Origin of the sequence: Psychrobacter sp. JCM 18903 (genome assembly GCF_000586475.1) — a bacterium.
GTDB lineage: Bacteria > Pseudomonadota > Gammaproteobacteria > Pseudomonadales > Moraxellaceae > Psychrobacter.
Window position 1 is genome coordinate 20,814 of the sequence record NZ_BAWJ01000014.1, and the last position, 24,052, is coordinate 44,865.

A 24,052-nucleotide genomic window follows, 5' to 3' on the forward strand; every position below is an offset into this window, starting at 1 on the left:
GATGCTTAGCTGGCTATCGGGAACGACTTATAGCGCTCAGCCTAGCACCGTGTGGTATCTTATCGGCATTGCCCTCATTTTATTTGCCCTCAGCTTATTGCTTATCAAACCCTTAAGAGTGCTTGGTTTGGGTACAGGGGTCGCTCGTAATTTAGGGGTGGCAGTGACACCAGTGACACTCGCGTTATTGGTGTTGGTGGCGGCGCTAAGTACTGCCAGTACGCTTGCGGTTGGGCCATTGAGTTTCATTGGTCTAATGGTGCCACATTTGGCGACGTCACTCGGTGCGGTAAGGCTTGAGCGCCAATTGCCATTAGCGGCTTTGTTAGGCACAGGGGTGATGGTAATAGCAGACTGGATTGGGCGTTATATCATTTTCCCTTATGAGCTGCCTGCGGGTACTATTGCGGCTATCATTGGTGGGGCGTACTTTTTATGGCTGATTCGTAAAGTGCCAGTCGCAGTAAGTGGATAGTTTTTATGGGAAATTAATGACTGACGAATAATCATGATCAGTCATTAATACATACCGTCCAGCGCTTGAATAGCGCTATATCTTAAAATCACCAATGTTCGTCATATTCAGTAAGTCATTTGACATTACTTTTAAGGGGCTTTAAGCTTTTTTATTCAAGCTCTTTTTTAATAAATGATCGAATATAAATGGACCAAGGGGTAAAAAGGATCCGAGTACCCCTGCTGGCATCGCCCAAAGCGGCATTTTGATTTTGGTGATGGCTATCAACAGCATTAAAATATACGCGATGAACAATCCGCCATGAGCCATCCCTATGTAGGTGACCGCTTCTGCAATACCCATCATGTACTTTAGCGGCATGGCGATGCAAAGTAATAATAAAAAGGACGTACCTTCTAAATAACCCATGATCGTAAGAATCTTTAATACAGAGTTCTGATCTTTTGTGAGATTAGGTGTTTCTGTGATAGTTGTCTGAGCCTGCGACACTATATCTTCCTTTTGTTTATAATAAATAAGGTAAGGGTTTTTCAATGCCGCTATGATACTGGCTTTGTTCAATGCTTTGAAGTATTAATTTTACCAACCCTTAATAGAGATCAGTAACGAAACTAAATGACTCTTGATGTCAGTAACTCTAAGGCTACTGATCTCGTTTTAACTGTGAAAAAAAATATGACTGCTTACTCCCTTTCTTGTCTTTACTCTTTTCGTCGCTGTCCTTATGCCATGCGCGCGCGTCTTGGCCTGTTGTTTGCCGAGTTGCCAGTAGAGCTACGGGAGATCACCTTAAAAAACAAACCTGCCAAAATGCTAGCGATTAGCCCAAAAGGCACCGTGCCCGTTTTACAGCTCGCTGATGGTGTTGTGATTGAAGAGAGTCGGGAAATAATGGAGTGGGCGCTTGAACAGCAAGACCCACAAGAGCTGATGAACCCTAAGACTTTGCATCAAGGTAATACGTTAATTGAGCAAAACGATCAGGAGTTTAAGCATTGGCTAGATCGCTATAAATATGCTGACCGTCATCTTGAAATTACCCAAACAGAATATCGGAAAAAAGGAGAAGCATTTCTACAGATTTTAGAAGAGTTGCTTACTAAAAATACTTATTTGCTAGGAGACAGTGTGACCATTGCCGATATCGGCATTATGCCATTTGTCCGCCAATTTGCTCATGTAGATCGCGACGTTTTTTACAGTTTGCCTTATCCTAAACTGCAAATATGGCTAAAAAACTGGCTTGCACATCCATTATTTATACAAGCCATGACCAAGTTTCAACCTTGGCAAGATGGCGATGAGCCAGTGATTTTTCCTTCTTAGCAAAAGTAGCTCACTCATTTCTTTGTAAATATTTCATCAATCTATTTTAGATATGTCTAGCAAGAATCCACGCGTCATTAAACTATTCCTAATAGTGAGGGAGTTGTTTAACCTCATCATTTTGATAGACCTCAACAGTACTATTCTCAAAATAAATATCAATCTATGGCAGTTTGATAGCCGCTTTTCATAACCTTTGTATTAAAAGGGTTGAATGCCTATTGTGTACACTTGTACTCTTAGGTTAGAATGAACATAAGTGTATCAATATATAAATATTCTTGAGTGACCTCTATTACGAATTGATTGGCATGGTTGTTAAAGTAACTTTTATACGAGTGTGAATATAAGAGTGCGCAAACAACGAATCCACGTGCCAATTATAGTGACGCCGATGGCTTTGCTTTTTATACGCGATAACCACTTAATTCAACCCTAATCCCAACATTTACGAAGGACTGTTTGAAATGTTAAAAAGTGCCATTAAAGAGACTGAATTAGAAAAAATCGATATCATATTAGTAAAAAATATTTTAGAGATTGGTATTCAAGATGATTATGCTGACAAGATAGCGGCTGATTATATCGAGACGTTAGCCCGCGCAAAAAGTGATAAAAACAGTCTCTTATATAAATCATCTAAGGTAAAAGAGTGCTATAGACAGTCGGATCTGCATAAATCTATCAACCGTATTATTTATAAGATCGAGCCTTTAAGGGTTTCTATTATGCGTGAAGGCCTAGCATTGCAGCAGGCAGTGGCTGAAGGCAATAAAGAGATAGCTGATGAGATTATTAAGGTTGTCGTTAGAATGAAGCTAGAAAAAAGTAAGCTTGAGAAAAATCTTAGCGCACTTATGGGTAACGTAAAAAAGCTTCAGCTCGCTAGCTAATAAAATAATAACAAAGCAAGGCCATGCTTGAAAGTGGCGTCAGCTTTTTGAGCTACGTAGCCAAGCTGCGTCTGGTGCACCCGCTGACATCTAGGAGCGTTCAGATCGTCAAAAGCCAGTCTTCACGCGAAAACCTTTGCGGTAGATGGAAAGCGCATTTTTATTGGCTCGTTCAATTTTGACCTCCGTTCGACTGCGCTCAATACCGAAATGGGTTTAATGATTAACAGTGAACAGATGGCACAGAAACTGCACAAAGCATTTGACGAGGGCATGGTTGGCCTTACTTGGCGAGTAGAGCAGCGTAATGGAAGGCTCGTCTGGATCGATGAGCGTCTCGGAGCCTGGACAAAGTACCCTGCTTAACATTATCTTGACGATAATAGGGTGGTTACCAGTTGAGTGGCTTTTGTAGCTATAGAGAATAGTACTATATATGATGAACAGTGCTATATGGGATTATGAGCTATAATATCCAAAATCTGACACATTCATTCAGCAATGTGATAAATATAAAAAATTAGCTAATGCTATGTCTGTCATAATGCTTGGAATGTTTTTACGTTCTTTTAATTAAAAAAAGCAGCGATGCTACAACTATTAATCATTATTTTTACTATTTTTTAAGATGATTTGTTAGCGTCTCTATCCTGCTTGTTTTTAATCGTTTATGCTCAAGTATTTTACAGATACTCACTAAGATATCTAAAAAACAATTAAGGAAAATTTATGCATATCACTGCTAATTTCGATGCTGGTAATATTGAGGTTATTAATTTAGAAGATAAAAAAAATGTCCAATTGGCTATTCGTCCGGACGTCGGTGGCGAGTTTTTTCAGTGGTTTAATTTTCGCCTGACAGGTCAGGTTGGCGAGCAATATGTGCTCAATATTCTGAATGCAGGGGATGCAGCATTCCCTGCAGGGTGGGAGAATTACCAAGCGGTGGCGTCGTACGATCGCGACTATTGGTTTCGTCTTCCCACCTCTTATAAAGACGGAAAGTTAACCATAACGGCAGAGTTGGAATGTGAAACCATTCAAATTGCGTTTTTTGCCCCTTACAGTGATGAGCGTCATCAAGATTTATTAGCAGCGGTGCAAATGCATCCATTAGTGACGTTAGAGCATTTGGGAGAAACCCTTGATAATCGCGATTTAACCTTAGTCAAAATTAGTGATGGCGCTAGCAATAATGATGCGCCTAAACGCAATATTTGGATTACGGCACGTCAACATCCTGGTGAAACGATGGCTGAATGGTTGGTCGATGGTCTACTGCATAGCCTGTTAGATGGTGATAATGCCACGGGTAAATTATTATTAGATAAAGCTAACTTTTACATCGTGCCCAATATGAACCCAGATGGCAGCGTGAGAGGTCATCTGCGTACAACGCAGTTGGGACTAACCTAAACCGTGCTTGGTCAAATCCAAATTTGGAAACCAGCCCTGAAGTCTTTCATGTCATTAATAAAATGGAAGAAACGGGTGTTGATCTATTTTATGATGTACACGGTGATGAAGAAATACCTTTTGTATTCCTTGCTGGCTCGCAGGGTACGCCAAATTATAGCGACCGCCTCGCGCGTCTACGTGATAGATTCTCAGAAGTGTTAAAGATTGCCAGTGCTGACTTTCAGACGGAAGAGGGCTATGACGTTGATGCACCGGGTACAGCGAATATGACGCTTGCGACTCACTGGGTTGCCGAACGTTTTGACTGCCTTGCCAATACCTTGGAGATGCCATTTATAGATAACAATAATGTCCCCGATGCGGATACAGGTTGGTCACCAGAGCGCTCTATGAAATTAGGGGAAGCCTCATTAGTGGCTATGTTGGCAGTCGTGGATGATTTACGTGAGTGAATCATTTAGGTAGATTGTTTGGGTTATGAAATCAGTCCATCTACTCAATGGTTACTTGTTCAACATTCTCTATGCCATGCCAAATTTCCTTAGATACGCCATCAGGTTGATCTGCTGCCAGACCTTGCGAGTGCCATAACGGCACTTGCAATCCTACCGGACGCGCTCACTCTTACCGATATAACAATCGTTGTGCTAACTGTGCTGTGAGCGTTTGGGTAGGCGAATCTTACTCATAATGCTATTTCTCCATAAAACTATCCCAGATTATTTTGCTTATCTAAGACAGCTCTGAAGATTAAATATCCTTTAATGTAAATATACAGGTATGTTAGCTTTGTGCTTTAATAAGTGACAGCTGTCATTTACGAGCATGGTTAATGTAAGTGACATAGATAGCCTTGATTTTATCAACGAGTAGTTTTTGGACTTATGGAGCGAGCTATGAATAAAGTATTTAAAAAGATTTGGAGTCAATCACTAGGTTGTATAGTGGTGGTGTCTGAAAATACCAAGAGCGTTGGTAAGACCAGCGGCACGACTGGCACTATCGCCCTGATAGCTCGCTCAAATAACTATAAGATGTTGACTGTGAAAGGGCTTGCCTTCAGTATTGCAGCGATCAGTGGCTCTACAGTGTGGGCAGGCGTGGTATGCGTAACGGATCCTGTCTCTGGAGGAAGTACAGCAACAGGTGTAATTGCACTAGCCTGTGGAATAAATAATGCAGCAGACGGTCTCAATAGCAGTGCTTTAGGTATTGATAATGAAGCATTGAGTGAAGCTACTGCGCTAGGCTATGCAAATAAAGCAAAGGGCAGTTATAGCAGCGCAACAGGTATTTCTAATGAGTCTTCGGGTATTTATAGCAGTGCGGTAGGCTCTAATAATATCGCATCAGAGGGTTATAGTAGTGCATTTGGTTATAACAACACGGCATCGAACATAAATAGCAGTGCAATTGGCTATAAAAACACCGCCTCGAATGTAAATAGCAGTGCCGTCGGTTATAATAATACAGCATCAGGTGAGGACAGTAGTGCCGTCGGTTTTGAAAATACATCAGAGGGTGACTATAGTATTACAGTTGGTTATCAGAATACCGCATCAGGTACAGACAGCAGCGTGTTTGGCAGTAATAGCCAAGCCACTGCGACAGGCGCAACCGCCATCGGTAGTTTCTCCATTGCAGATGAAAGGGATACGATTTCAGTTGGTAGCAAGGGTTTCGAAAAACGTATCACTAACGTGGCAGATGCAATAAATGATACAGATGCGGTAAATAAACGATATACCGACGACAAAGCGACTGAAACTTTAACCGCCTCAAAAGGTTATACCGACGGCAAAGCAACCGAGACTTTGACTGCATCAAAAGGCTACACCGACGACAAAGCAACTGAAACTTTAACCGCATCAAAAGGTTACACCGACGACAAAGCAACTGAAACTTTAACCGCATCGAAAGGCTACACCGATGGCAAAGCCACCGAGACTCTAGCATCGTCACAAATTTATACGAATGATCAGGTATTGAGCGTTAAACAGGACATTGCTGCACAGCATAAATACCTAAGCATCAATGGTGGTACGTCTGCAGAAGCGATTGCTAGTGGAGACAACGCAATGGCTTTAGGCGCTAATGCGGCGGCGCAGGGCAAGCAATCTATTGCAATGGGAGATGGTGCTCAAGCAATCGGCGAGCAAGCTATCAGCATTGGCACTGGTAATAAAGTGACTGGAAATCATTCAGGTGCGATTGGCGATCCAAGTACGGTCAGTGGCAATAACAGCTATAGTATGGGCAATAATAATACCGTGTCTGGCGACAATACTTTTGTGCTCGGTAATAATGTCAATACTACTGCAAAAAACGCCGTGGTACTCGGCAATGACTCTAGCTCTAACCGTGAAAACACAGTGTCGGTTGGTTCGGATCTTAACCAACGTCAGATTATCAATGTTGCTAATGGTACCGCTGATAATGACGCAGTCAATGTCAGTCAGTTACAAGACGCAAAAACAAGCGCTATCGAAACCTCGAACACTTATACTGATACTAAATTTAATGCTCTAAATGACTCTATTCAAAATTATCTGCAAGACAATGGACAGCGCTTTAAGGAAATTGATGATCGTTTTGATCGTCAAGGTGCGATGAGTGCTGCGATGTTAAACATGGCAACCAGCACGTCAGGTTTACAAGGTAAGAACCGTATAGGCGTGGGCGCAGGGTTTCAGGGCTCCGAGCAAGCGGTCTCATTGGGGTATCAGCGTGTCATTAATCCCAATACCAGCTTTAGTCTCGGTGGTGCTTTCACGAAAGATGAGAACTCTGGTGGCATGGGTATGGGCTTTAGCTGGTAAGCATTGAGTAAACCAAAAGCCAGAAAAAGGACATTAATTTGTCCTTTTTTCTGATGACCATTTCATACTTATTATCTAAAGCTTCTTATAGCCCAAACCTTTTTGAATGCTAATCCTGCTGTGAGCTAAGCGGTCGCTTGCGCGGCCTTATTTCTTTAAGAGTTTCTTTAAGAGCTGTCATAAGCTCAGGGGCATAAGGCAATGTCACAAGGCAATTTAGATAATGTCACCTGCGTGCATTACACTTCAACTTACTACCGTGTTAAATAACTCTGTGTATAAATTAACAAAGTTAACCTAACAGCACACCGCATAAACCGACAACAGCTATAACACGTTGAATAATCAAGCTGTCTTGCAGGTGAGTGTTTAGATAAGTGGCAAATCCTTTGCCGATAGTATATAGACCTAGCATGGCCACAATCATACCCGTAAAGAAGCCAGCGGTATTACTGTTTGCAGGCACTTCGATTGCATGAGCAGCACCGTGGAACATAGCAAGCGCACCAAAGCCAATGATTAAGAATTTATACACGGTTTTGACGGACATCTCGTGGTTTTGATTCAATGCTACATTAAAGTAGCGGCTCATAAGTGCCATGGTCAGGAGTACGATAGAGAGTAGAATACCGTATTCAATAAACAGGCTATTCAAGCTCACACTTAAACTCAGTAAAAATCCTGTTACTAGACCAATTAACAGTGCTACAAAGCCTTTTTTAAAGCTGTGCATTTGAGTAAATAGCATCCCCATGCCCAGCGCTAACATCAGATGGTCGAACCCAGTTAAAGGGTGCAACATACCAGACAATATTGAAAGGCCAAATGAGCCATCTGCTGCCATCAAGCCATGCCCAGGGTGAGCAAACGCGAGTGTTGGTAGTAACGATAACAGCGCTAAGCCACTGATTATGGTGGTTTTTTGGAAGAGGTTTTTGCGTGTCATCGTTTTGGCTGTGTCTGTTGTCATGATAAATCCTTAATAAATAAACAAATCGATATAAAAACTGACTCATAATCCACTGATCCATCAGCGGTTTGTAGAGCACTTATTAATGCCATTACCTAAGGCATTCTACGCCACACTTAACATGCCTTTATCTAAGATAAAAGCAACAATGTCATCAAGACCTTCGCCTGTTTTCATGTTGCTGAATACCACAGGCTTATCACCGCGCATTTTTTTGGCATCATGTGCCATTACCTCAAGTGACGCGCCTACGAAAGGGGCAAGGTCGGTTTTATTGATAATGAGCAAGTCCGATTTCATGATACCAGGGCCGCCTTTACGAGGAATTTTATCGCCTGCAGACACGTCAATGACATATAGTGTCAAGTCGGACAATTCAGGGCTAAAAGTTGCTGCCAAATTATCACCACCAGACTCGATGATAATGAGCTCAAGACCTGCAAATTGCTGCTGTAATTCGGCGATGGCAGATAAGTTAATTGAGGCATCTTCACGAATGGCAGTATGCGGGCAGCCACCGGTTTCAACACCGCGAATGCGCTCAGCTGGCATCGCCTCATTGCGGGTTAAGAATTCAGAGTCTTCTTTGGTATAAATATCATTGGTCACCACTGCCATATTGATGTCATCCCGCAGGCGTTGACATAGTCTCAGCGTCAATGCCGTTTTTCCTGAGCCTACAGGGCCACCAATGCCTAAACGTAGCGGAGAGAGCGTCGTTTCTAAATTTTTGTTTTCGACTTTGGGTGTTAGTGCCATAAATAAAGTTCCTTGATGAGAGTTGTGTTTATTAGCGATTAAGAGCGAAATAGGCGGCTGTATTGCCTTTCATGCTGGCAAGACAGTATGGCTAAATTTGGTAGGTTAGCGGACATATGTAGCTTTTGATAAAGTAGATTCAGCTTTACGTTAGCCTCTAAAGGCATATTTTGAACTTGCAAAAATCTTTGCTTGACGTTGGCAGCCAATGCCTGTATCTGCTGACTTAATAACTGTTGTAGCTGCCAAATAATGCGCTGTCCTGCCATTTGCCCAAGCGGTACGGTCTTGACCGCAGCCAACACCATATTTTCGATTTGACCAAAGGCGTAGGTGGTCAAGGCTTGTACAGGCTTAAGCTGCCAGTGCGAGCTGATATGGGCAAAGAGGGGTAAAAATCCATGGGCAAGTAAGCTGTCAGGCACGTCGAGCTCAAGGACATCACCAAGCCATGCTGATAAAGAAAGAGCCAATTGGCTTGACTCATAGACAAACTCTTTACTTTCACGGCTGGCATGGTAATCTGTACCTAAAGCGTCAGCAAGCGCAACGTCATCAACCATAAGTGCTTCAATCATAAGCGCCAGTAGCGGTAGCTCATACCGACATAATGCCAGCTCCAGATAATCACTCATAAACGCTAAACTACTGCTTTCATTATGAATCAGCCCTGCCTCAATAGCGGGTTCGATGCCTTGCGAGTAGGTATAACTGCCAATAGGTAGGTTACTTGACGCCAGAATGAACAAAAGTCCAGTTACTTCTGTATTATTCAGATCATTTATACCTTGTGCGGTACAGGTAGTCTGCTGTGAGTGTGTGGCGTGATTAGTCATGAGAGTTGCCGTGGGTATGTGAATGGTCATGGTCGTGACCATGATGACTATGACCATGAGAGTGAGAATGTCCGCCTTGATTGCCTTTATAGGCACCCGTTTCTGGCTCAAACGGCGCTTGTACGGCTTGGGTATGTAGTCCAAGTTGATTTAACATCGCTTCTAAAACATGATCAGGCTCAAAGTACAGGGCCTTAGTTGTAATCATTAATGGCACATGACGATTACCTAAATGGTAAGCGCCTTTCATAAGGTCAAAACCATTATCAGCAGTCACTTCGATTAAGGCTTGATTAGCGGCCATAATCTGTATCAAGTTGCCTTGATGGTCTGCCAGTACACTGCCATTCTTAATAGTTTCCGTACGTGGTAAATCAACACCAATGATTGCGTGGTGCTGTGTTTCTGCTTTAAAACGGCTACGCTGACGGGTATCGAAATCTAAATATAAAAAGTTTTCTGCCTGTTTTTGCCTATCAATAATCGCCTGTTGTTCAGCGCTAAGTTGATAGATCAAGACGTTGCGTATAAATGTTCATAATTATGTTTATAGTCCGTTAAAGTAGATGGTTGACAGCTGATGGTGGATTATCAGCACGACAATAAAAAGCAGCTAGAATAAAAAATAGCGCTGTGCCATCGGTAGATAGTCGGCAGGCTCACAGGTCAACAGCTCACCATCGGCGTACACTTCATAAGTCTCAGGGTTAACCTCCATCTTAGGACAGTAGCTGTTGAATTTCATGTCTTGTTTGCGTACCTTGCGAATGTTATGTACTGCTTTGATGACCTTTTCTAACCCTAATTGCCTATCAACACCTTTGTCTATCGCAGCACTTGACATAAAGGTGATACAAGTCTGCGCCACTGTTTTGGGGAAGCTACCAAACATGCTGCGATAGTGCACAGGCTGCGGGGTTGAAATGGAAGCATTGAGGTCGCCCATGGACGCTGCCGCAATCAAGCCGCCTTTAATGATAAGGTCAGGCTTTACGCCAAAAAATGCAGGCGACCATAAAATTAAATCCGCCCATTTATCTACTTCAATGGATCCCACTTCGTCACTAATGCCATGAGTGATGGCAGGATTGATGGTGTATTTTGCGAGGTAGCGTTTGATACGAAAATTATCATTGCTGCTATTAGAGTCAGTGGGATTTAGCATGATATTTTCTAAGGACTGCTCCGTTTTAGCTGATTGATCAGGAGCCAGATGACCGCGTTGGGCTTTCATTTTATCAGCCGTTTGCCACGTGCGAATAATGACTTCTCCCACGCGTCCCATCGCTTGCGAGTCACTACTCATCATGGAGATGGCACCCATGTCTTGTAAAATATCTTCGGCGGCAATGGTTTCTTTACGAATACGACTCTCGGCAAAAGCGACATCTTCAGCAATGGCTGGGCTTAAGTGATGACAAACCATGAGCATGTCGAGATGCTCGTCAATGGTATTAATGGTGAAAGGGCGCGTCGGGTTGGTTGATGAGGGTAAGACGTTGGTTTCGCCAATAGCTTTTAAGATATCTGGGGCATGACCGCCGCCAGCGCCTTCGGTATGGAAGGTATGAATACAGCGGTCTTTAAACGCGCCGAGAGTGCTATCTAAATAGCCGCTTTCATTTAACGTATCAGTATGAATAGCCACTTGCACATCATATTCTTCAGCCACGCTAAGGCAGTTATCAATGGCTTTGGGCGTGGAGCCCCAGTCTTCATGAAGCTTAAGCCCGATAGCACCCGCTTCAATCTGCTCAACAATGGGAGCAGGTAAACTGACGTTGCCTTTACCCAAGAATCCGATATTCATCGGAATAGAGTCGGTGGCTTTTAGCATGCTGTGAATATGATAGGCACCAGGCGTACAAGTAGTGGCAAGAGTACCTTCAGCAGGTCCCGTACCACCGCCTAACATCGTAGTCACACCAGACATTAGCGCCGTTTCACATTGCTGAGGTGCAATGAAGTGAATATGGCTATCGATTCCGCCAGCAGTCAAAATTTTACCTTCTCCTGCGATAATTTCGGTAGCCGCGCCAATAGGTAACGTCACATTAGGCTGAATATCAGGGTTGCCAGCTTTACCAATGCCGCTAATGCGACCGCCCTTAATAGCGACATCTGCCTTATAGATACCGCTGTAGTCCACAATCAAAGCATTGGTAATAATAGTATCGGCAATTTGCTCACCCAGCAGCTGTGATTGACCCATCCCATCGCGGATTACCTTGCCGCCACCAAATTTGACCTCTTCACCAATGCTGACGCTATCAATATCAGGCTGGTGGTCAATATGACTGGTCAAATCATACTCAACCTCAAGCCATAAATTCGTATCGGCTAAGCGTACCTTATCCCCTGTGGTAGGGCCAAAATGCTCGGCATAGATACGTCGGTCAATGCGTTTTTTCGAGGTGTTTTGAGAGGTTTTAGGGTCTACAACGCCCATAACCTCGCCTGAAAAACCATAAATGTGCTGTCTACCTGAGATGGCAACCAGTTCCACTTCGCGCGCTTGTCCTGGCTCAAAACGTACCGCAGTGCCAGATAGGATATTGAGTCGATAGCCAAGCGTCGACTCTCGATCAAAGCTCAGTGCTGCATTGACTTCATAGAAGTGATAGTGAGAACCGATTTGAATAGGGCGGTCGCCAGTATTGATTACCGTTATGGTTTGAACATATCGACCAGCATTCAAAGCCATATCGCCTGCTTTAATATTATATTCGCCTGCTTTTATCGTCATTTTTATTATCCTTAATCGTCTTATGGCAATGGCTCTAGTTCAATATCGTTTTATACGGCTTTACAACAAGCAAGCTATACGATGGGGTTATGTACCGTCACCAGCTTAGTGCCATCGGGGAAAGTGGCTTCAACTTGGACATCGTGTATCATCTCTGCAATGCCTTCCATGACGTCATCGGCAGAGAGATAAGTGGATCCTTCACTCATTAGTTGCGCCACGGTTTTGCCATCACGCGCGCCTTCCATTAGTAACATGCTAATGTAAGCGATAGACTCAGGATAATTGAGCTTTACACCGCGATTTTTACGACGTTCCGCCACCATGCCTGCGGTAAATAGTAAGAGTTTATCTTTCTCTGTAGGATTTAATTGCATAAAGCTTCCTTAATAATTATTGTGCTTTAAAGACTATGAACCGTTTTTAATCTTCATAAAGTAAAGGTGCTAAGTTAAATGTACTAAGTAGAGTCATTCTGGTTTGATTCAGCATTGTTCAGGGATGAGAGTATGCAGGAGCACATGGTATTAGGTGTCCCAAATTCTCGGTCGATGAGGCTCAAGCTTGTACCATTTAGACCTGATAAGCTCGCGGACTTGGTAAAAAGCCTCAAAGCAGGCACGCACATCTACCCCTAAATAACGGCAATTAATACCTTGAAAATTGTGAGTACAGTGAATAGGTAGTGACTGCGTATCAATGAGATGGCGTATCTCGGTAATAGTGGCATCTAAATACTGACCAAGCTTGAGCGGATTATTCTGTAACTCAGGTGCAATGATCTCTGTGCTAGGTATTGCCCAAAAAGAGCCATGCACATGTTGATTATTCAGTCCTAATGGTGAGGTAAACCAGCGCGTATTTGCTGGCTGGGAGGTGCATTCGCTGACCAATAAATTACTCTCACGCCATATCTCTAAGCGGTTGGCATAATGACCATTAGCAAACGTCTCTTGATACGCTTGACGTCCAAATACCGCAATATCCCAAGTCAATAAACTTGCTGTCTTAGCTAAATAAAAGCGGCTATTGGCATTAGAGTTGGAATAATCGTAATAAATGCTTTCTTGAGGTAGCCATTCAAGGACAGCGTGATCATCGAGGCGGGCGTCGATATGCTGTTCTGCGCTGACAACATCATTAAAACAGTCGTTAGAAGTGTTGCTGTTTGCCGATTGAGTACCGTTGTTAAATTTTGATGAGTCGCTGGGTCTAGAGGATCGCAACGATTTGCGTTGCCCGTACCATTTTCCGGCTCCAGGGGTGGTAATCACCGCATGGCTATTAGAGTGTAGGTTAAACTCCAATGTTAAGCGGTCATCATCGGCGATACCAGCAGGAGGATACAACACATAAATATGGCAAATCCCTGCTTGGCTGTTATCAGTACTATCAGGCTCAGGATACAGCGCGCGCTGCACCATGAGTGCGCCAGTATGGGCACGATGACACAGCCGAGTTTTTGCAGCAGTAGAGGCGCAGTCGAAATGGAGCTGTAGTGAGGATTGCCAAGTCAAAATTGTATTCCCTTTTATAAAGTGTCTTTTTATAAAGTTTCCTTTTAGATTGCCACCAACTCTTGAATATTGTTTTTTGCCATGTCACATCCAGCCCCCTGAGCTACGACTTGTCCTCTAGAAAGCACGGTATAGTTATCGGCAAGCTCTTCTGCAAACTCATAAAACTGCTCGACTAAAACAATTGCCATATCGCCTTTATTAGCAAGACTACGAATGACTCTACCAATGTCTTTAATAATGGACGGTTGGATACCTTCAGTCGGCTCATCAAGTACTAGTACTCGAGGCTCTGATGCAAGCGCACGAGCAATAGCGAGTTGCTGCTGCTGACCGCCAGATAGATCGCCACCACGGCGATGCTTCATCTCGTCCAGCACTGGAAATATATCATACAAGTGTTTGGGTACTTTACTTGCTTTTCGTTGAGAATTTCGCCATTCCAATCAGAATGTTTTCTTCAACGGTCAAAGTAGAAAATATATCACGTCCTTGCGGCACATAAGCGAGTCCTGCGCGCACACGTTGCTCAGGTGTCATCTGACTAATATCCTTACCGTCCAATAAAATCTCACCTGATTTGATTGGTAGGATGCCCATCAAGCATTTAAGCAAGGTGGTTTTACCGACGCCATTACGACCCAGTACCACGCTACATTCTCCTACAGGGGCGGCGAGGGTGACATCACGTAAAATGTGACTGCCACCGTAATATTGATTTATGGCATTGATTTCTAACATATAGCACCTCTATTTTTTAGGTCTATTTCTAAGTGTTACTATTTGTTATCGACCTGAGCTTATTACCGACCCAAATAGGTCTCAATAACGGCCTCATTATTCTGTACTTCACTCAACGTGCCTTCAGCCAAAATAGCGCCATTTGCCAAAACCGTTACTTTCTCACTTATGGCATCAATAAAGGTCATGTCATGCTCAACCACGATCAAGGTGTGATTCTTTTTAAGGCGTAGACATAACTCAGCGGTATGTTCAGTTTCGGCATCGGTCATGCCTGCTACTGGTTCATCAAGTAAGATAAGTTTTGGTCTTTGCATCAGTAACATTCCAATCTCTAGCCACTGCTTTTGACCATGAGACAATAATCCTGCTGGCTTGTTAATCAGCTCTTTTAGGCGTATTTGATCAAGCGTTGAGTCAAGGGTATCTTGGATTTCTGTGTCAATACGAGTAAACCAGCTCTTTGATACCCGTTTGTCCTTTGGCGCAGCCAGCATTAAGTTATCAAGTACGGTAAATTTCTCAAATACGGTAGGTTTTTGAAACTTACGGCCAATGCCTGCTTCCGCTATTTCTTCGGTAGATAGTTTGGCTAAATTATGTACTTGACCGAAAAATGCACTGCCTTTAGTGGGGCGCGTTTTACCCGTAATAACATCCATTAAAGTTGTTTTGCCTGCGCCATTAGGGCCGATGATGCAGCGTAGCTCGCCTGCCTCAATGTATAAAGATAAATCATTGAGTGCGCGGAACGAGTCAAACCACACGCTAACGTCTTCTAAATACAGCGCAATACCATGTCTCATATCTGGCCCTGATTTGGGAACAGGATGCGCTAAGCCTCCGCTATCTCCGTAATCTTCAGCCAAAGTAGTGACTGGTCGGGTAGGCATGTTTTCTGCGACCGTTATGTGTGGTGTATTTTTAGATTTTTTCATTGGATTATTGATACTAGGATTGTTTTTAACAAGCGTATCGTTAGTAACTTTTTGGGAAGTAGCAGCATTAGTTATTAACATTATTCTTTTTCCTTTTTAAAACGATCAAGTACGCCAATGATGCCGTTAGGGAGAAATAAAGTAACCACCACAAATAATCCACCTAGAATAAGTAACCAAAACTCCGGATAGGCGACGGTAAAATACGTTTTAATCACATTAATTGTACCAGCGCCTACAATGGCACCGATTAATGAACCTCTACCTCCAGCAGCCACCCATACTGCCATCTCGATAGAGTTGACGGGGTTCATCTCACCTGGATTAATGATGCCAACTTGCGGTACATATAGAGCACCAGCGATACCAGCTATTATTGCAGACAATACCCAAGCTGAAAGCTTGTACCAAAGCGTGCGATAGCCTAAATACTGCAAGCGATTTTCACTATCACGAATGGCACCGAGCACGCGCCCATAAGGCTGGCTCATCAGATAGCGTAGTCCAAGATATGACAGTAGCAGCGCCAAAGCAGTCGTAAAACACAGTACAGCCCTCGTTGAAGAGGCAGTGATGTCATAACCTAGTAGCGTAGTAAAACCTGTGAAACCATTGTTACCACCAAAGCCTGTTTCGTTACGGAAGAATAATAAGGCTGCCGCGTAAGTCATGGCCTGAGTAATAATCGAAAAATAAACCCCTTTAATCTTTGAGCGAAAAGCAAAATAGCCAAAGATAAAAGCGACTAGACCGGGAACTAGCACCACTAGAGCCATCGCCCACCAGAAATGTTGAGTGCCTGCCCAATACCACGGTAGCTCTGTCCAACTTAAGAAACGCATAAAGTCTGGCAAGTCTGTGCCAGCAGTTTCACGCGTCAAATACATACCAAAAGCATAACCTCCTAGCGCAAAATAAAGACCATGACCTAAGCTTAGAATGCCGGCATAGCCCCAGACCAAGTCTAAAGCCAGTGCTACCATGGCGAGCGCCATTATTTTACCAATCAAAGTTATCCAATAAGCAGACAGGTGAAAACTAGAGGTTTCAGGTAATAAATGGAGCCAAGGCAATATCAGTAGCACTAAAAACACAAACCAATCAGAATGGCATTACGTGGGGAATCAGATAATAATTGAGTCAAACGCATGAGGTTCTCCTTAATCCACAAAACGGCCTTTGAGGGCGAATAAACCTTGTGGACGTTTTTGAATAAACAAAATCACAAGAACCAGTAACACAATCTTAGCCATCACAGCACCAATGCCAATCTCAAGCACCGTACCACTGACACCAAGACCTAAAGATGCCAATACCGCGCCCCATACTTGCCCAACACCGCCAACCACGACGACTAAGAACGCATCAATAATATAAGTTTGACCTAAGTCGGGTCCGACGTTGCCCACTTGTGCTAGAGCGCAGCCAGCGAGACCGGCCAACCCTGAACCAAGCCGAATGCCAACATGTCGATGCGAGCAGAGGAGATACCAACTGCACGTGCCATTTGCCGGTTTTGAGTCACAGCGCGCACAAATAGCCCGAAACGAGTCTTGTTAAGTAAATACACCAGTAGCATAAGAATAATGATGGTAAAGCCGATAATAGCGATGCGGTTGAAGGGAAGTACAAGGCTCGAGGAGACTTGATAGGCACCGCTCAACCAGTCGACATTGCTGACTTCGACATTTTGCGCGCCAAATATCATCCGAACTAACTGCATGAGAATCAGACTGACACCGAAAGTTGCCAGTAAGGTTTCAAGCTCACGACCGTAAAGCGGGCGAATAATGATTCGTTCGATAATCATGCCTATAATGGCACTGACTAAGAAAGCAACGGGTATAGCAGCAACCAGATACCATCCAGTCATACTAGGAAAATACGCTTGAAAGAGATTTTGCACCATATAAGTGGCGTAAGCACCAATCATAATGAGCTCACCATGAGCCATATTGATGACACCCAGTAGCCCAAAAGTAATGGCCAGCCTAATGCCGCCAGTAGTAAGATACTTGCCGTACTAAGCCCCGTGAACAGATGACCTATCCAAGTACTGAGGGTAATGCGCTGCTCAATACTTTCTTCAGCGTCTAACAGCGTGGATTTGAGTACAGGATCGATATCATCTGCCGCCAATGCTTTTTTGACATCAACTAAGACTTGCGGGCTATCGCTATCAGCAAGCACGGTAAGTGCGGCAATTTGGGTAGTAACGTCGCCATCTCTAAAATCAATCCTCGCTTGTAAAGTACTCAACGCCGTTTTGACGTCGTCGTCTTGCTCATTAGTGGCAGCAGTACTTATGAGTGCTGGATCTAGCTGTTCGATATTGTCCGCTAAGATGGCAACTGCCTGCATACGTTGCGTAGGATCGTTTGACTCAAGCTTAACCTTGGCTTGTCCAAACACTAGGCTGAGCGTAGCGTATTGGTTAAAGCCACTTGCGCCAAGTCACTCGGCCACTCGGTGGTCAGCTGCTTAGCAGGATAAGTAAATAGCTCATCTTCGCTGTTAAGTAGGTAGGTTTGCCCACCATTGCTTGATATAACTCATCGTTCTTTATCAGCTCAACTAAAGTATCCAAACTCTCAACTGACCCCGGCCACTGGTTGAGCATGGTTTGGCGCTTGGTGAAGTCAGCAGCAACGAACTGCTCGATAGCATCCCCTTTACTTATCGCAAGATTAGCAGGCGTAGTAAGAGACTGCTTGTTTTGAGCAAGTAAGGTCTCTTCACTTACAGCAGTGGATGTCACTGCCACAGTATTAGTCGATAGTTTCTCGCCATGGCTGTGTACTACTGGCGTCTCGTGAGCATGAGCAGCTGATGTGATAGAGATGAGGATGAGTGCTAAAGATAGTAAGGCGATGATAAAAATCTTATTAGAATAATTGGCTTGCGCGTCACTTTTATAATAGGAAGAGTAATGTGACATGATGGTTCCTTTTTTGCAGTCAACACTCCTTTAACCTCCACTGAAAACTGTTTTATCAGTAGAGGAGCTAAAGGGTTGCTGGTTTTGATACCATTAAGGGGCTAAGGATTATGGACTGAGGCTTGGGTGACCATAAACTTATTTAGGGATGTACTGACTCCATGGCTCAGCACGAATGACTTTTGGCGTTTTGCTGATCACATCGAACTGACCATCGGCACGGATTTGACCGATCATGACAGGCTTCCATAAATGATGGTTTTCCTCATCCATTTTCAATGTATACCCTGATGGAGCGTCAAAAGTCTGACCTCCCATACTAATACGCACTTTATCGACATTAGTAGTACCAGCTTTTTCGACTGCTTGTTTCCACATATTGATACCCACGTAGGTGGCTTCCATAGGATCATTTGTCACGACTTTATCAGCATTGGGTAGCTTATGATCCAGCGCATATTTCTTATACTTTTTAGTGAAGTCGCTGTTGACAGGATTTTTAACCGACATAAAGTAGTTCCATGACGCTAAATGCCCTTGCAATAAGCTGGTATCGATACCGCGAAGCTCTTCTTCTCCTACTGAGAATGCCATGACTGGGATATCAGAGGCTTTAATACCCTGATTGGCAAGCTCACGATAAAAGGGTACGTTTGAGTCCCCATTAATGGTAGAGATAACCGCCGTCTTTTTACCAGTAGAGAAGCTTTTAATATTGCCAACGATGGTCTGATAGTTGCTAAAACCGAAAGGGGTGTACTCTTCCATGATATCTGTTTCAGCGACGCCTTTAGATTTTAAGAAAGCCCGCAGTATCTGGTTAGTAGTCCGAGGATAAACATAGTCTGTCCCAAGTAAGACAAAGCGTTCTGCACTACCACCCTCCGGACTCATTAAATATTCAACGGCAGGAATGGCTTGTTGGTTCGGTGCAGCACCAGTGTAGAAAATGTTTTCTGACTGCTCTTGACCCTCGTACTGCACCGGATAAAACATGAGTCCATTTAACTCTTCAACGACAGGCAGCACGGACTTACGTGACACCGATGTCCAACCTCCAAATATCACATCAACTTTATCTTGGGTTAACAGCTGACGTGCTTTTTCAGCGAATAACGGCCAATCAGAAGCGGGATCTACGACGATTGGCTCTAGCTGCTTGCCCAACACACCGCCATTGGCATTAATTTCATCAATGGTCATGAGCGCAGTATCTTTTAATGATGTTTCAGAGATGGCCATCGTTCCAGATAAAGAATGCAAGATACCAACTTTGATGGTGTCACCATCTGCCGCAGGGGTAGCAGCCGTCTCAGAGGTTTCCGTTTTTGTGGCGGTAGAATTGGTTTCTGCACTGGTTTCCGCAGGTTTTTGACAACCTATAAGACTTAAGCTGCCGACAACAGCTACTGCTAGCAGAGACAAACGTGACGTCAATTTTGAGTCGATACGATGGTTTGTATTAATAGGAGTAGCAGTGATAAGCGTTGGCAATAAAGACATATATTTCTCCAGAAAGATAAAGTAGCAGCTTGGTAGGCCGAGTGAACGAGCCATTCCTAACTATGATTAATACTTCAATATCTATGCCAATATAAAATACGAGACAAATGCACCAATATCGGTCTTTATCAGGAGCTAGGGCACTTCTTTGCACCATAATTGGTTTTTATGATTTTCTATGCACCATTTATGTCTGGTTAAGGAATGCTAAAGCGGTATAAAAAATGACGACATCAGAAGCGATGTTTTTTTGAGTTCAGAAAGTGTGAACAGAAGGAAATTAAGAAGCAAACGTACTAAATGATGTCAACTCAACTAAAGGTAGGTTTTTTTAGCTAAAGCACGTTAGCCATTACGCTTGGTAGCTAGCTTGGGGTGAGGTCGGACATTTAGTTTTATAATAGGGTGCTGATCTATGCTGAAGAAACCGTAAATTTACCCTGCATAAGTAAAATATTTATTCGCTTATTTGTATCAGTACCAGTAAAATGCGAGACTGTTTTCTACACGAGTTTATGAGTAACCAATGATACGTTTAACTGAAATTAAATTGCCATTAAATCATGCGCCTGAAGATCTAACGACTGCTATAACGACAAAACTTAAAATCTCTGCTGAGCAAATGGCGTCATTTGTGATGTTTAAACGTGGTTATGATGCTCGTAATAAAAGAAATATTCAATTAATTTATACGCTAGACATCACCCTGACCGACTCGGATTTGACCAATGATTTACTGGTTCAGTTTGAGTCAGACAACCATGTCAAAGCAACGCCAGATACCAGCTACAAATATGTAGGTGAAGCGCCAAAAGATTTAACTGAGCGTCCTGTTGTTATTGGTTTTGGACCTTGTGGTTTGTTAGCAGCACTGACCCTTGCTCAAATGGGTTTTAAACCTATTATCATTGAACGTGGTAATGAAGTCAGACAACGCACCAAAGACACCTTTGTTTTTGGCGTCAGCGTAAATTAAACACAGAATCTAACGTACAATTCGGTGAAGGCGGAGCAGGTACCTTCTCTGACGGTAAATTATATAGCCAAGTGAAAGATCCCAATCATTATGGTCGTAAAGTCATGACCGAGTTTGTAAAAGCTGGCGCACCAGAGGAGATTTTATTTGTCAGTAAACCGCACATAGGTACTTATAAGTTAGTCACCATGGTAGAAAAAATGCGTGCCGAGATCATAGAACTCGGTGGGGAAGTCCGTTTTGCGACTCGCGTAGACGACTTGCATATCACAGACTCAAAAGTAACTGGCGTGACACTTAATACTGGCGAAATCTTAAAAACCAATCATGTTATTTTTGCTGTTGGTCATAGCGCCCGAGACACTTTTGAGATGATCCATGATAAAGGCGTGTATATTGAAGCAAAACCTTTCTCAATTGGCTTTAGGATTGAACATAAACAGTCAACCATAGATCAAGCACGCTTTGGTGACAATGCTGGGAACGAGATACTTGGCGCTGCGGATTATAAACTGGTTCATCATTGCAAAAATGGTCGTTCTGTTTATAGCTTCTGTATGTGTCCAGGCGGAACCGTGGTTGCCGCCGCATCAGAAGAAGGCCGTGTGGTCACTAACGGCATGAGCCAATATTCAAGGAACGAGCGTAATGCCAACAGTGCTATTGTGGTAGGTATCGACCCAGAGCGAGATTACCCAAACCATCCTCTTGCTGGTATCGAATTACAAAGACAACTAGAAACCTTAGCGTTTGAATTAGGCGGAAAAGACTACAGTGCACCAGCGCAAACCATTGGCGATTTCTTAAAAGGAAAACCAGACTCAGAATTGGGCGATGTAAAACCGTCTTATACTCCCGGCATTACCTTAACTGACTTAAGCAAAGCGTTACCTGACTTTGCCGTGGATGCCATACGTGAAGCCATTCCAGCGTTTAATAGAAAAATCAAAGGATTTTCATCTGATGATGGCTTATTAACTGGCGTAGAAACCAGAACATCGTCACCAATCAGTATTAAACGTAATAAAGAATTCCAAAGCATTAACACCAAAGGCTTATTCCCAGCAGGCGAGGGTGCTGGCTACGCAGGTGGCATATTATCAGCAGGAATTGATGGCATTAAAGTGGCAGAAGCGTGGCAAAATCGATGTTGAACCTAGAGTAAGAGCGGCTCTAAACGGTAAGCAAATCCTAATATTAAAACGCTTACCTAGATAAAAATATGCGATCGAAAAAGCCTTTCAAGCTATTAAGTATAAAGCTTGAAAGGCTTTTTTGTGTTTTGCAGGTATGCTGTATGAAAATGTATCGTAAGTTATGCAATGTTATGATGCGATATGCTAATACATTAAAAAACCCCGCAACTGGTAGGTTGTGAGGTCTTTTGATTACTTTTGACAATGTTTGTTGGTGCGCCCACAGGGACTCGAACCCCGATCGATCGCTTAGGAGGCAACTGCTCTATCCTGTTGAGCTATAGGCGCATTTTGGAATAACATTGTAGGAAAAATCGCTCATAAAAGCAATCAACAAAATATAAAGATTTTATCATTACTTGCCATTACTCAAGGCGTCAGCGACATTCACAGTGTTGGCATTTGCTGCTTCTTGTGCACGTGATGTTGGATTAAACAAGTCATTTACACTGTTTTTATAACCTTCGATATTATAATAATCGTACTTTTCTAATATATCTTGTCCGGTACTCGAAAGTAAAAAATTACGGAAGTTAATAGCAGCAGTATTCTCTGTCAAAATAATCCCTTCAAGCGCTTGCTTGTCTCTCAGTGCATAGCTGAAAGAATTTAGGGTACGTGCCTCTGCATTGTCAGTTTCAATGGCACCAGTCTCAGCAGTCTCTACTTTTTTATCATCAGTATTGCTGATATTTTCTTTGTCTAGGTTTATTTTATCTTGAGCCGCTTTTAGCTCTGCTTGTAACGGTGTCAGACGGTCTGCAGATAGGCTGTCGTTAGCGATGATCATGTCTATATCAGCGCCTAATTCTGAGCGTTTATCATGGCTAGGATTGGCGTTTGATAATGTTAAGAGGTCGCTGGCAGGTACATAACTTGGCATAACCTGCACATGAGGATAACGAGATTCGAAGTTAACGATGATATCGTCCAAGGGTGCTTGTAAATCCTCTTCAGCCTTTATATACAGCGTACTGTCGGTGAGGGTATTTACCTCGTCTTGAGTGGTGGCTGACGGCTCATTTGCATTTGCCATGATCGGTAGGGGGTCTATATTTTTACGGTTACTGCTCCATAACCACGTAAAGATTGCAATAAAGATTATCAGCAGCAGTAAAATTAGTCCAGCCAGTAGCAGCTTGTAGTCTCTCATATGTTACTGCTCTTCTCTTAATGGGTTTGTGTCAAGTTTACATAAAATGCGGTGAGTGACGTATTATTTTTAAAGCTGTTGGTGTAACACTTCATCTGCTAAGTCCGCCAGCATATCTGCAAAAACATCGGTTTCTGAATCAGGTAAAAGTTTTTTCTCGCTATTATTCTTATGACTAATTTTACTATTTTGATTGGATAGCACAGGTTGATCGTTTGAAGGGGAGGTAACATCGTTGTCAATGGCTTTTATTTGGTGTGCAGCCAATGGCGATTCGCCCATCGTAAGCTTGTCTTTAAGCCATTCAAAACCATGGGCTTCCCACCATGCTTCAAAGCGTGGCAGTGTGCTCCCACGCACCGCGACAGGCAGATTCAATGTTCGCAGTTTTTGTGCAAGTATGGGGTCATTAATGGCTTGATGGATGCTCAAATAAAGCGAGCGACTATCATCAGTATAGGGCTGTCTGTTTTGCCACGATCTGTCGTCAATTTTCATACGTGGCAATTGCCACAATTCACCGCGATAGTATACAACATATAGACGTCGTTTAGGATGAACGAAAATGGCATCAATGGGACGCAAGGGCATAGTATTAAGTTATTCCGTTAAAAAAGGGTTATGGACATAAAAATTACAGCAATTGATCTGACAGCAGCACTGACTTCTCTATTCATAAATATGAGACTTATCAATGCGACACTATCTGTCGTAAGATATTATAATAGTGGCACATATACTAGTAAACGATAGCTATCGATGGCACACTAATCAGCAGCCTATTTTATGATTGTTATAAATAATCACTGATGATGCAATGATAGTTAATTATTGTTGTCATTTG

The 24,052-nt window shown here is 43.1% G+C and carries 20 protein-coding genes, 1 tRNA gene and 4 pseudogenes; 9 read left to right on the plus strand and 16 right to left on the minus strand.

What is annotated here, in order from left to right; translation table 11 throughout:
• Position 1 precedes the first annotated feature (1 nt).
• Entirely contained in the window at positions 2-475 is a 474-nt protein-coding gene (locus TT12_RS18530) for an iron chelate uptake ABC transporter family permease subunit (protein WP_279378875.1), read from the plus strand.
• Between the two features lie 141 nt (positions 476-616).
• Here the strand turns inward: TT12_RS18530 and TT12_RS10490 are convergent, their stop codons facing one another.
• Positions 617-946, minus strand: coding sequence for a DUF3817 domain-containing protein (locus TT12_RS10490; protein ID WP_201581784.1), 330 nt, complete (start codon positions 944-946; stop codon positions 617-619).
• Between the two features lie 207 nt (positions 947-1,153).
• On the opposite strand from TT12_RS10490, the gene TT12_RS10495 reads away from it, so the two are divergent.
• From TT12_RS10495 to TT12_RS15610, 6 genes and pseudogenes are all read left to right on the plus strand, one after another.
• A complete protein-coding gene (locus TT12_RS10495) occupies positions 1,154-1,804 on the plus strand; it encodes a glutathione S-transferase (protein ID WP_201581301.1) in 651 nt (216 codons plus the stop codon).
• A 467-nt stretch (positions 1,805-2,271) separates the two neighbouring features.
• Positions 2,272-2,697 (plus strand): hypothetical protein, encoded by a 426-nt coding sequence (locus TT12_RS10500; RefSeq protein ID WP_045454644.1) that lies wholly within the window; start codon positions 2,272-2,274, stop codon positions 2,695-2,697.
• Positions 2,698-2,805: 108 nt separating this feature from the next.
• Positions 2,806-2,935 (plus strand): annotated as a pseudogene (locus TT12_RS19415) (phospholipase D-like domain-containing protein); the annotation flags it as partial.
• Positions 2,936-3,426: 491 nt separating this feature from the next.
• Positions 3,427-4,113 carry a M14-type cytosolic carboxypeptidase gene (locus TT12_RS17430; RefSeq protein WP_243443592.1) on the plus strand — a complete coding sequence of 229 codons (687 nt, stop codon included), beginning with the start codon at positions 3,427-3,429 and terminating at the stop codon, positions 4,111-4,113.
• A 23-nt stretch (positions 4,114-4,136) separates the two neighbouring features.
• Positions 4,137-4,568 carry a M14 family metallopeptidase gene (locus tag TT12_RS17435; RefSeq protein ID WP_243443593.1) on the plus strand — a complete coding sequence of 144 codons (432 nt, stop codon included), beginning with the start codon at positions 4,137-4,139 and terminating at the stop codon, positions 4,566-4,568.
• Positions 4,569-5,012: 444 nt separating this feature from the next.
• A complete protein-coding gene (locus TT12_RS15610) occupies positions 5,013-6,935 on the plus strand; it encodes an ESPR-type extended signal peptide-containing protein (protein ID WP_207804052.1) in 1,923 nt (640 codons plus the stop codon).
• Between the two features lie 292 nt (positions 6,936-7,227).
• Here the strand turns inward: TT12_RS15610 and TT12_RS10515 are convergent, their stop codons facing one another.
• The 12 genes and pseudogenes from TT12_RS10515 to urtA form a co-directional block, all read right to left on the minus strand.
• A complete protein-coding gene (locus tag TT12_RS10515; RefSeq protein ID WP_045454647.1) occupies positions 7,228-7,905 on the minus strand; it encodes a HupE/UreJ family protein in 678 nt (225 codons plus the stop codon).
• A 105-nt stretch (positions 7,906-8,010) separates the two neighbouring features.
• On the minus strand, positions 8,011-8,664 hold the full coding sequence (gene ureG, locus TT12_RS10520) for an urease accessory protein UreG (protein ID WP_045454649.1): 654 nt from the start codon (positions 8,662-8,664) through the stop codon (positions 8,011-8,013).
• 38 nt (positions 8,665-8,702) lie between these two features.
• Positions 8,703-9,500 (minus strand): urease accessory protein UreF, encoded by a 798-nt coding sequence (locus TT12_RS10525; RefSeq protein WP_045454652.1) that lies wholly within the window; start codon positions 9,498-9,500, stop codon positions 8,703-8,705.
• Positions 9,493-10,017: an urease accessory protein UreE gene (gene ureE, locus TT12_RS10530; protein ID WP_243443594.1), complete on the minus strand. Its 525-nt coding sequence runs from the start codon at positions 10,015-10,017 to the stop codon at positions 9,493-9,495. The genes TT12_RS10525 and ureE overlap by 8 nt, the downstream gene beginning before the upstream one ends.
• Before the next feature lie 96 nt (positions 10,018-10,113).
• The gene (gene ureC / locus TT12_RS10535) at positions 10,114-12,246 is read right to left on the minus strand and encodes an urease subunit alpha (protein WP_201581304.1); all 2,133 of its coding nucleotides are present in this window, start codon (positions 12,244-12,246) and stop codon (positions 10,114-10,116) included.
• Positions 12,247-12,320: 74 nt separating this feature from the next.
• Positions 12,321-12,623 carry an urease subunit gamma gene (gene ureA, locus TT12_RS10540; RefSeq protein ID WP_045454654.1) on the minus strand — a complete coding sequence of 101 codons (303 nt, stop codon included), beginning with the start codon at positions 12,621-12,623 and terminating at the stop codon, positions 12,321-12,323.
• A gap of 150 nt (positions 12,624-12,773) precedes the next feature.
• Complete coding sequence (locus TT12_RS10545; protein WP_045454657.1) at positions 12,774-13,763, minus strand: urease accessory protein UreD; 990 nt, start codon at positions 13,761-13,763, stop codon at positions 12,774-12,776.
• 44 nt (positions 13,764-13,807) lie between these two features.
• Positions 13,808-14,504, minus strand: a pseudogene (urtE, locus tag TT12_RS10550) (urea ABC transporter ATP-binding subunit UrtE).
• Positions 14,505-14,566: 62 nt separating this feature from the next.
• Positions 14,567-15,523, minus strand: coding sequence for an urea ABC transporter ATP-binding protein UrtD (urtD, locus tag TT12_RS10555; RefSeq protein ID WP_201501300.1), 957 nt, complete (start codon positions 15,521-15,523; stop codon positions 14,567-14,569).
• Positions 15,523-16,592: pseudogene (gene urtC / locus TT12_RS10560) on the minus strand (urea ABC transporter permease subunit UrtC). The gene urtD and the pseudogene urtC overlap by 1 nt, the downstream one beginning before the upstream one ends.
• A gap of 10 nt (positions 16,593-16,602) precedes the next feature.
• Positions 16,603-18,380: pseudogene (gene urtB, locus TT12_RS10565) on the minus strand (urea ABC transporter permease subunit UrtB).
• Positions 18,381-18,518: 138 nt separating this feature from the next.
• A complete protein-coding gene (gene urtA, locus TT12_RS10570) occupies positions 18,519-19,829 on the minus strand; it encodes an urea ABC transporter substrate-binding protein (RefSeq protein ID WP_045454767.1) in 1,311 nt (436 codons plus the stop codon).
• A gap of 580 nt (positions 19,830-20,409) precedes the next feature.
• Between urtA and TT12_RS17440 the strand changes: the two genes are divergently transcribed.
• On the plus strand, positions 20,410-20,859 hold the full coding sequence (locus tag TT12_RS17440) for a hypothetical protein (protein ID WP_243443595.1): 450 nt from the start codon (positions 20,410-20,412) through the stop codon (positions 20,857-20,859).
• A 71-nt stretch (positions 20,860-20,930) separates the two neighbouring features.
• Entirely contained in the window at positions 20,931-22,013 is a 1,083-nt protein-coding gene (locus TT12_RS10575; RefSeq protein ID WP_243443596.1) for an NAD(P)/FAD-dependent oxidoreductase, read from the plus strand.
• A 254-nt stretch (positions 22,014-22,267) separates the two neighbouring features.
• On the opposite strand, the gene TT12_RS10580 is transcribed toward TT12_RS10575, so the two are convergent.
• The 3 genes from TT12_RS10580 to TT12_RS10590 form a co-directional block, all read right to left on the minus strand.
• A tRNA-Arg gene (locus tag TT12_RS10580) sits at positions 22,268-22,343 on the minus strand.
• A gap of 67 nt (positions 22,344-22,410) precedes the next feature.
• On the minus strand, positions 22,411-23,208 hold the full coding sequence (locus tag TT12_RS10585) for a hypothetical protein (RefSeq protein WP_045454660.1): 798 nt from the start codon (positions 23,206-23,208) through the stop codon (positions 22,411-22,413).
• Positions 23,209-23,277: 69 nt separating this feature from the next.
• A complete protein-coding gene (locus tag TT12_RS10590) occupies positions 23,278-23,799 on the minus strand; it encodes a hypothetical protein (protein WP_045454663.1) in 522 nt (173 codons plus the stop codon).
• Positions 23,800-24,052 lie beyond the last annotated feature (253 nt).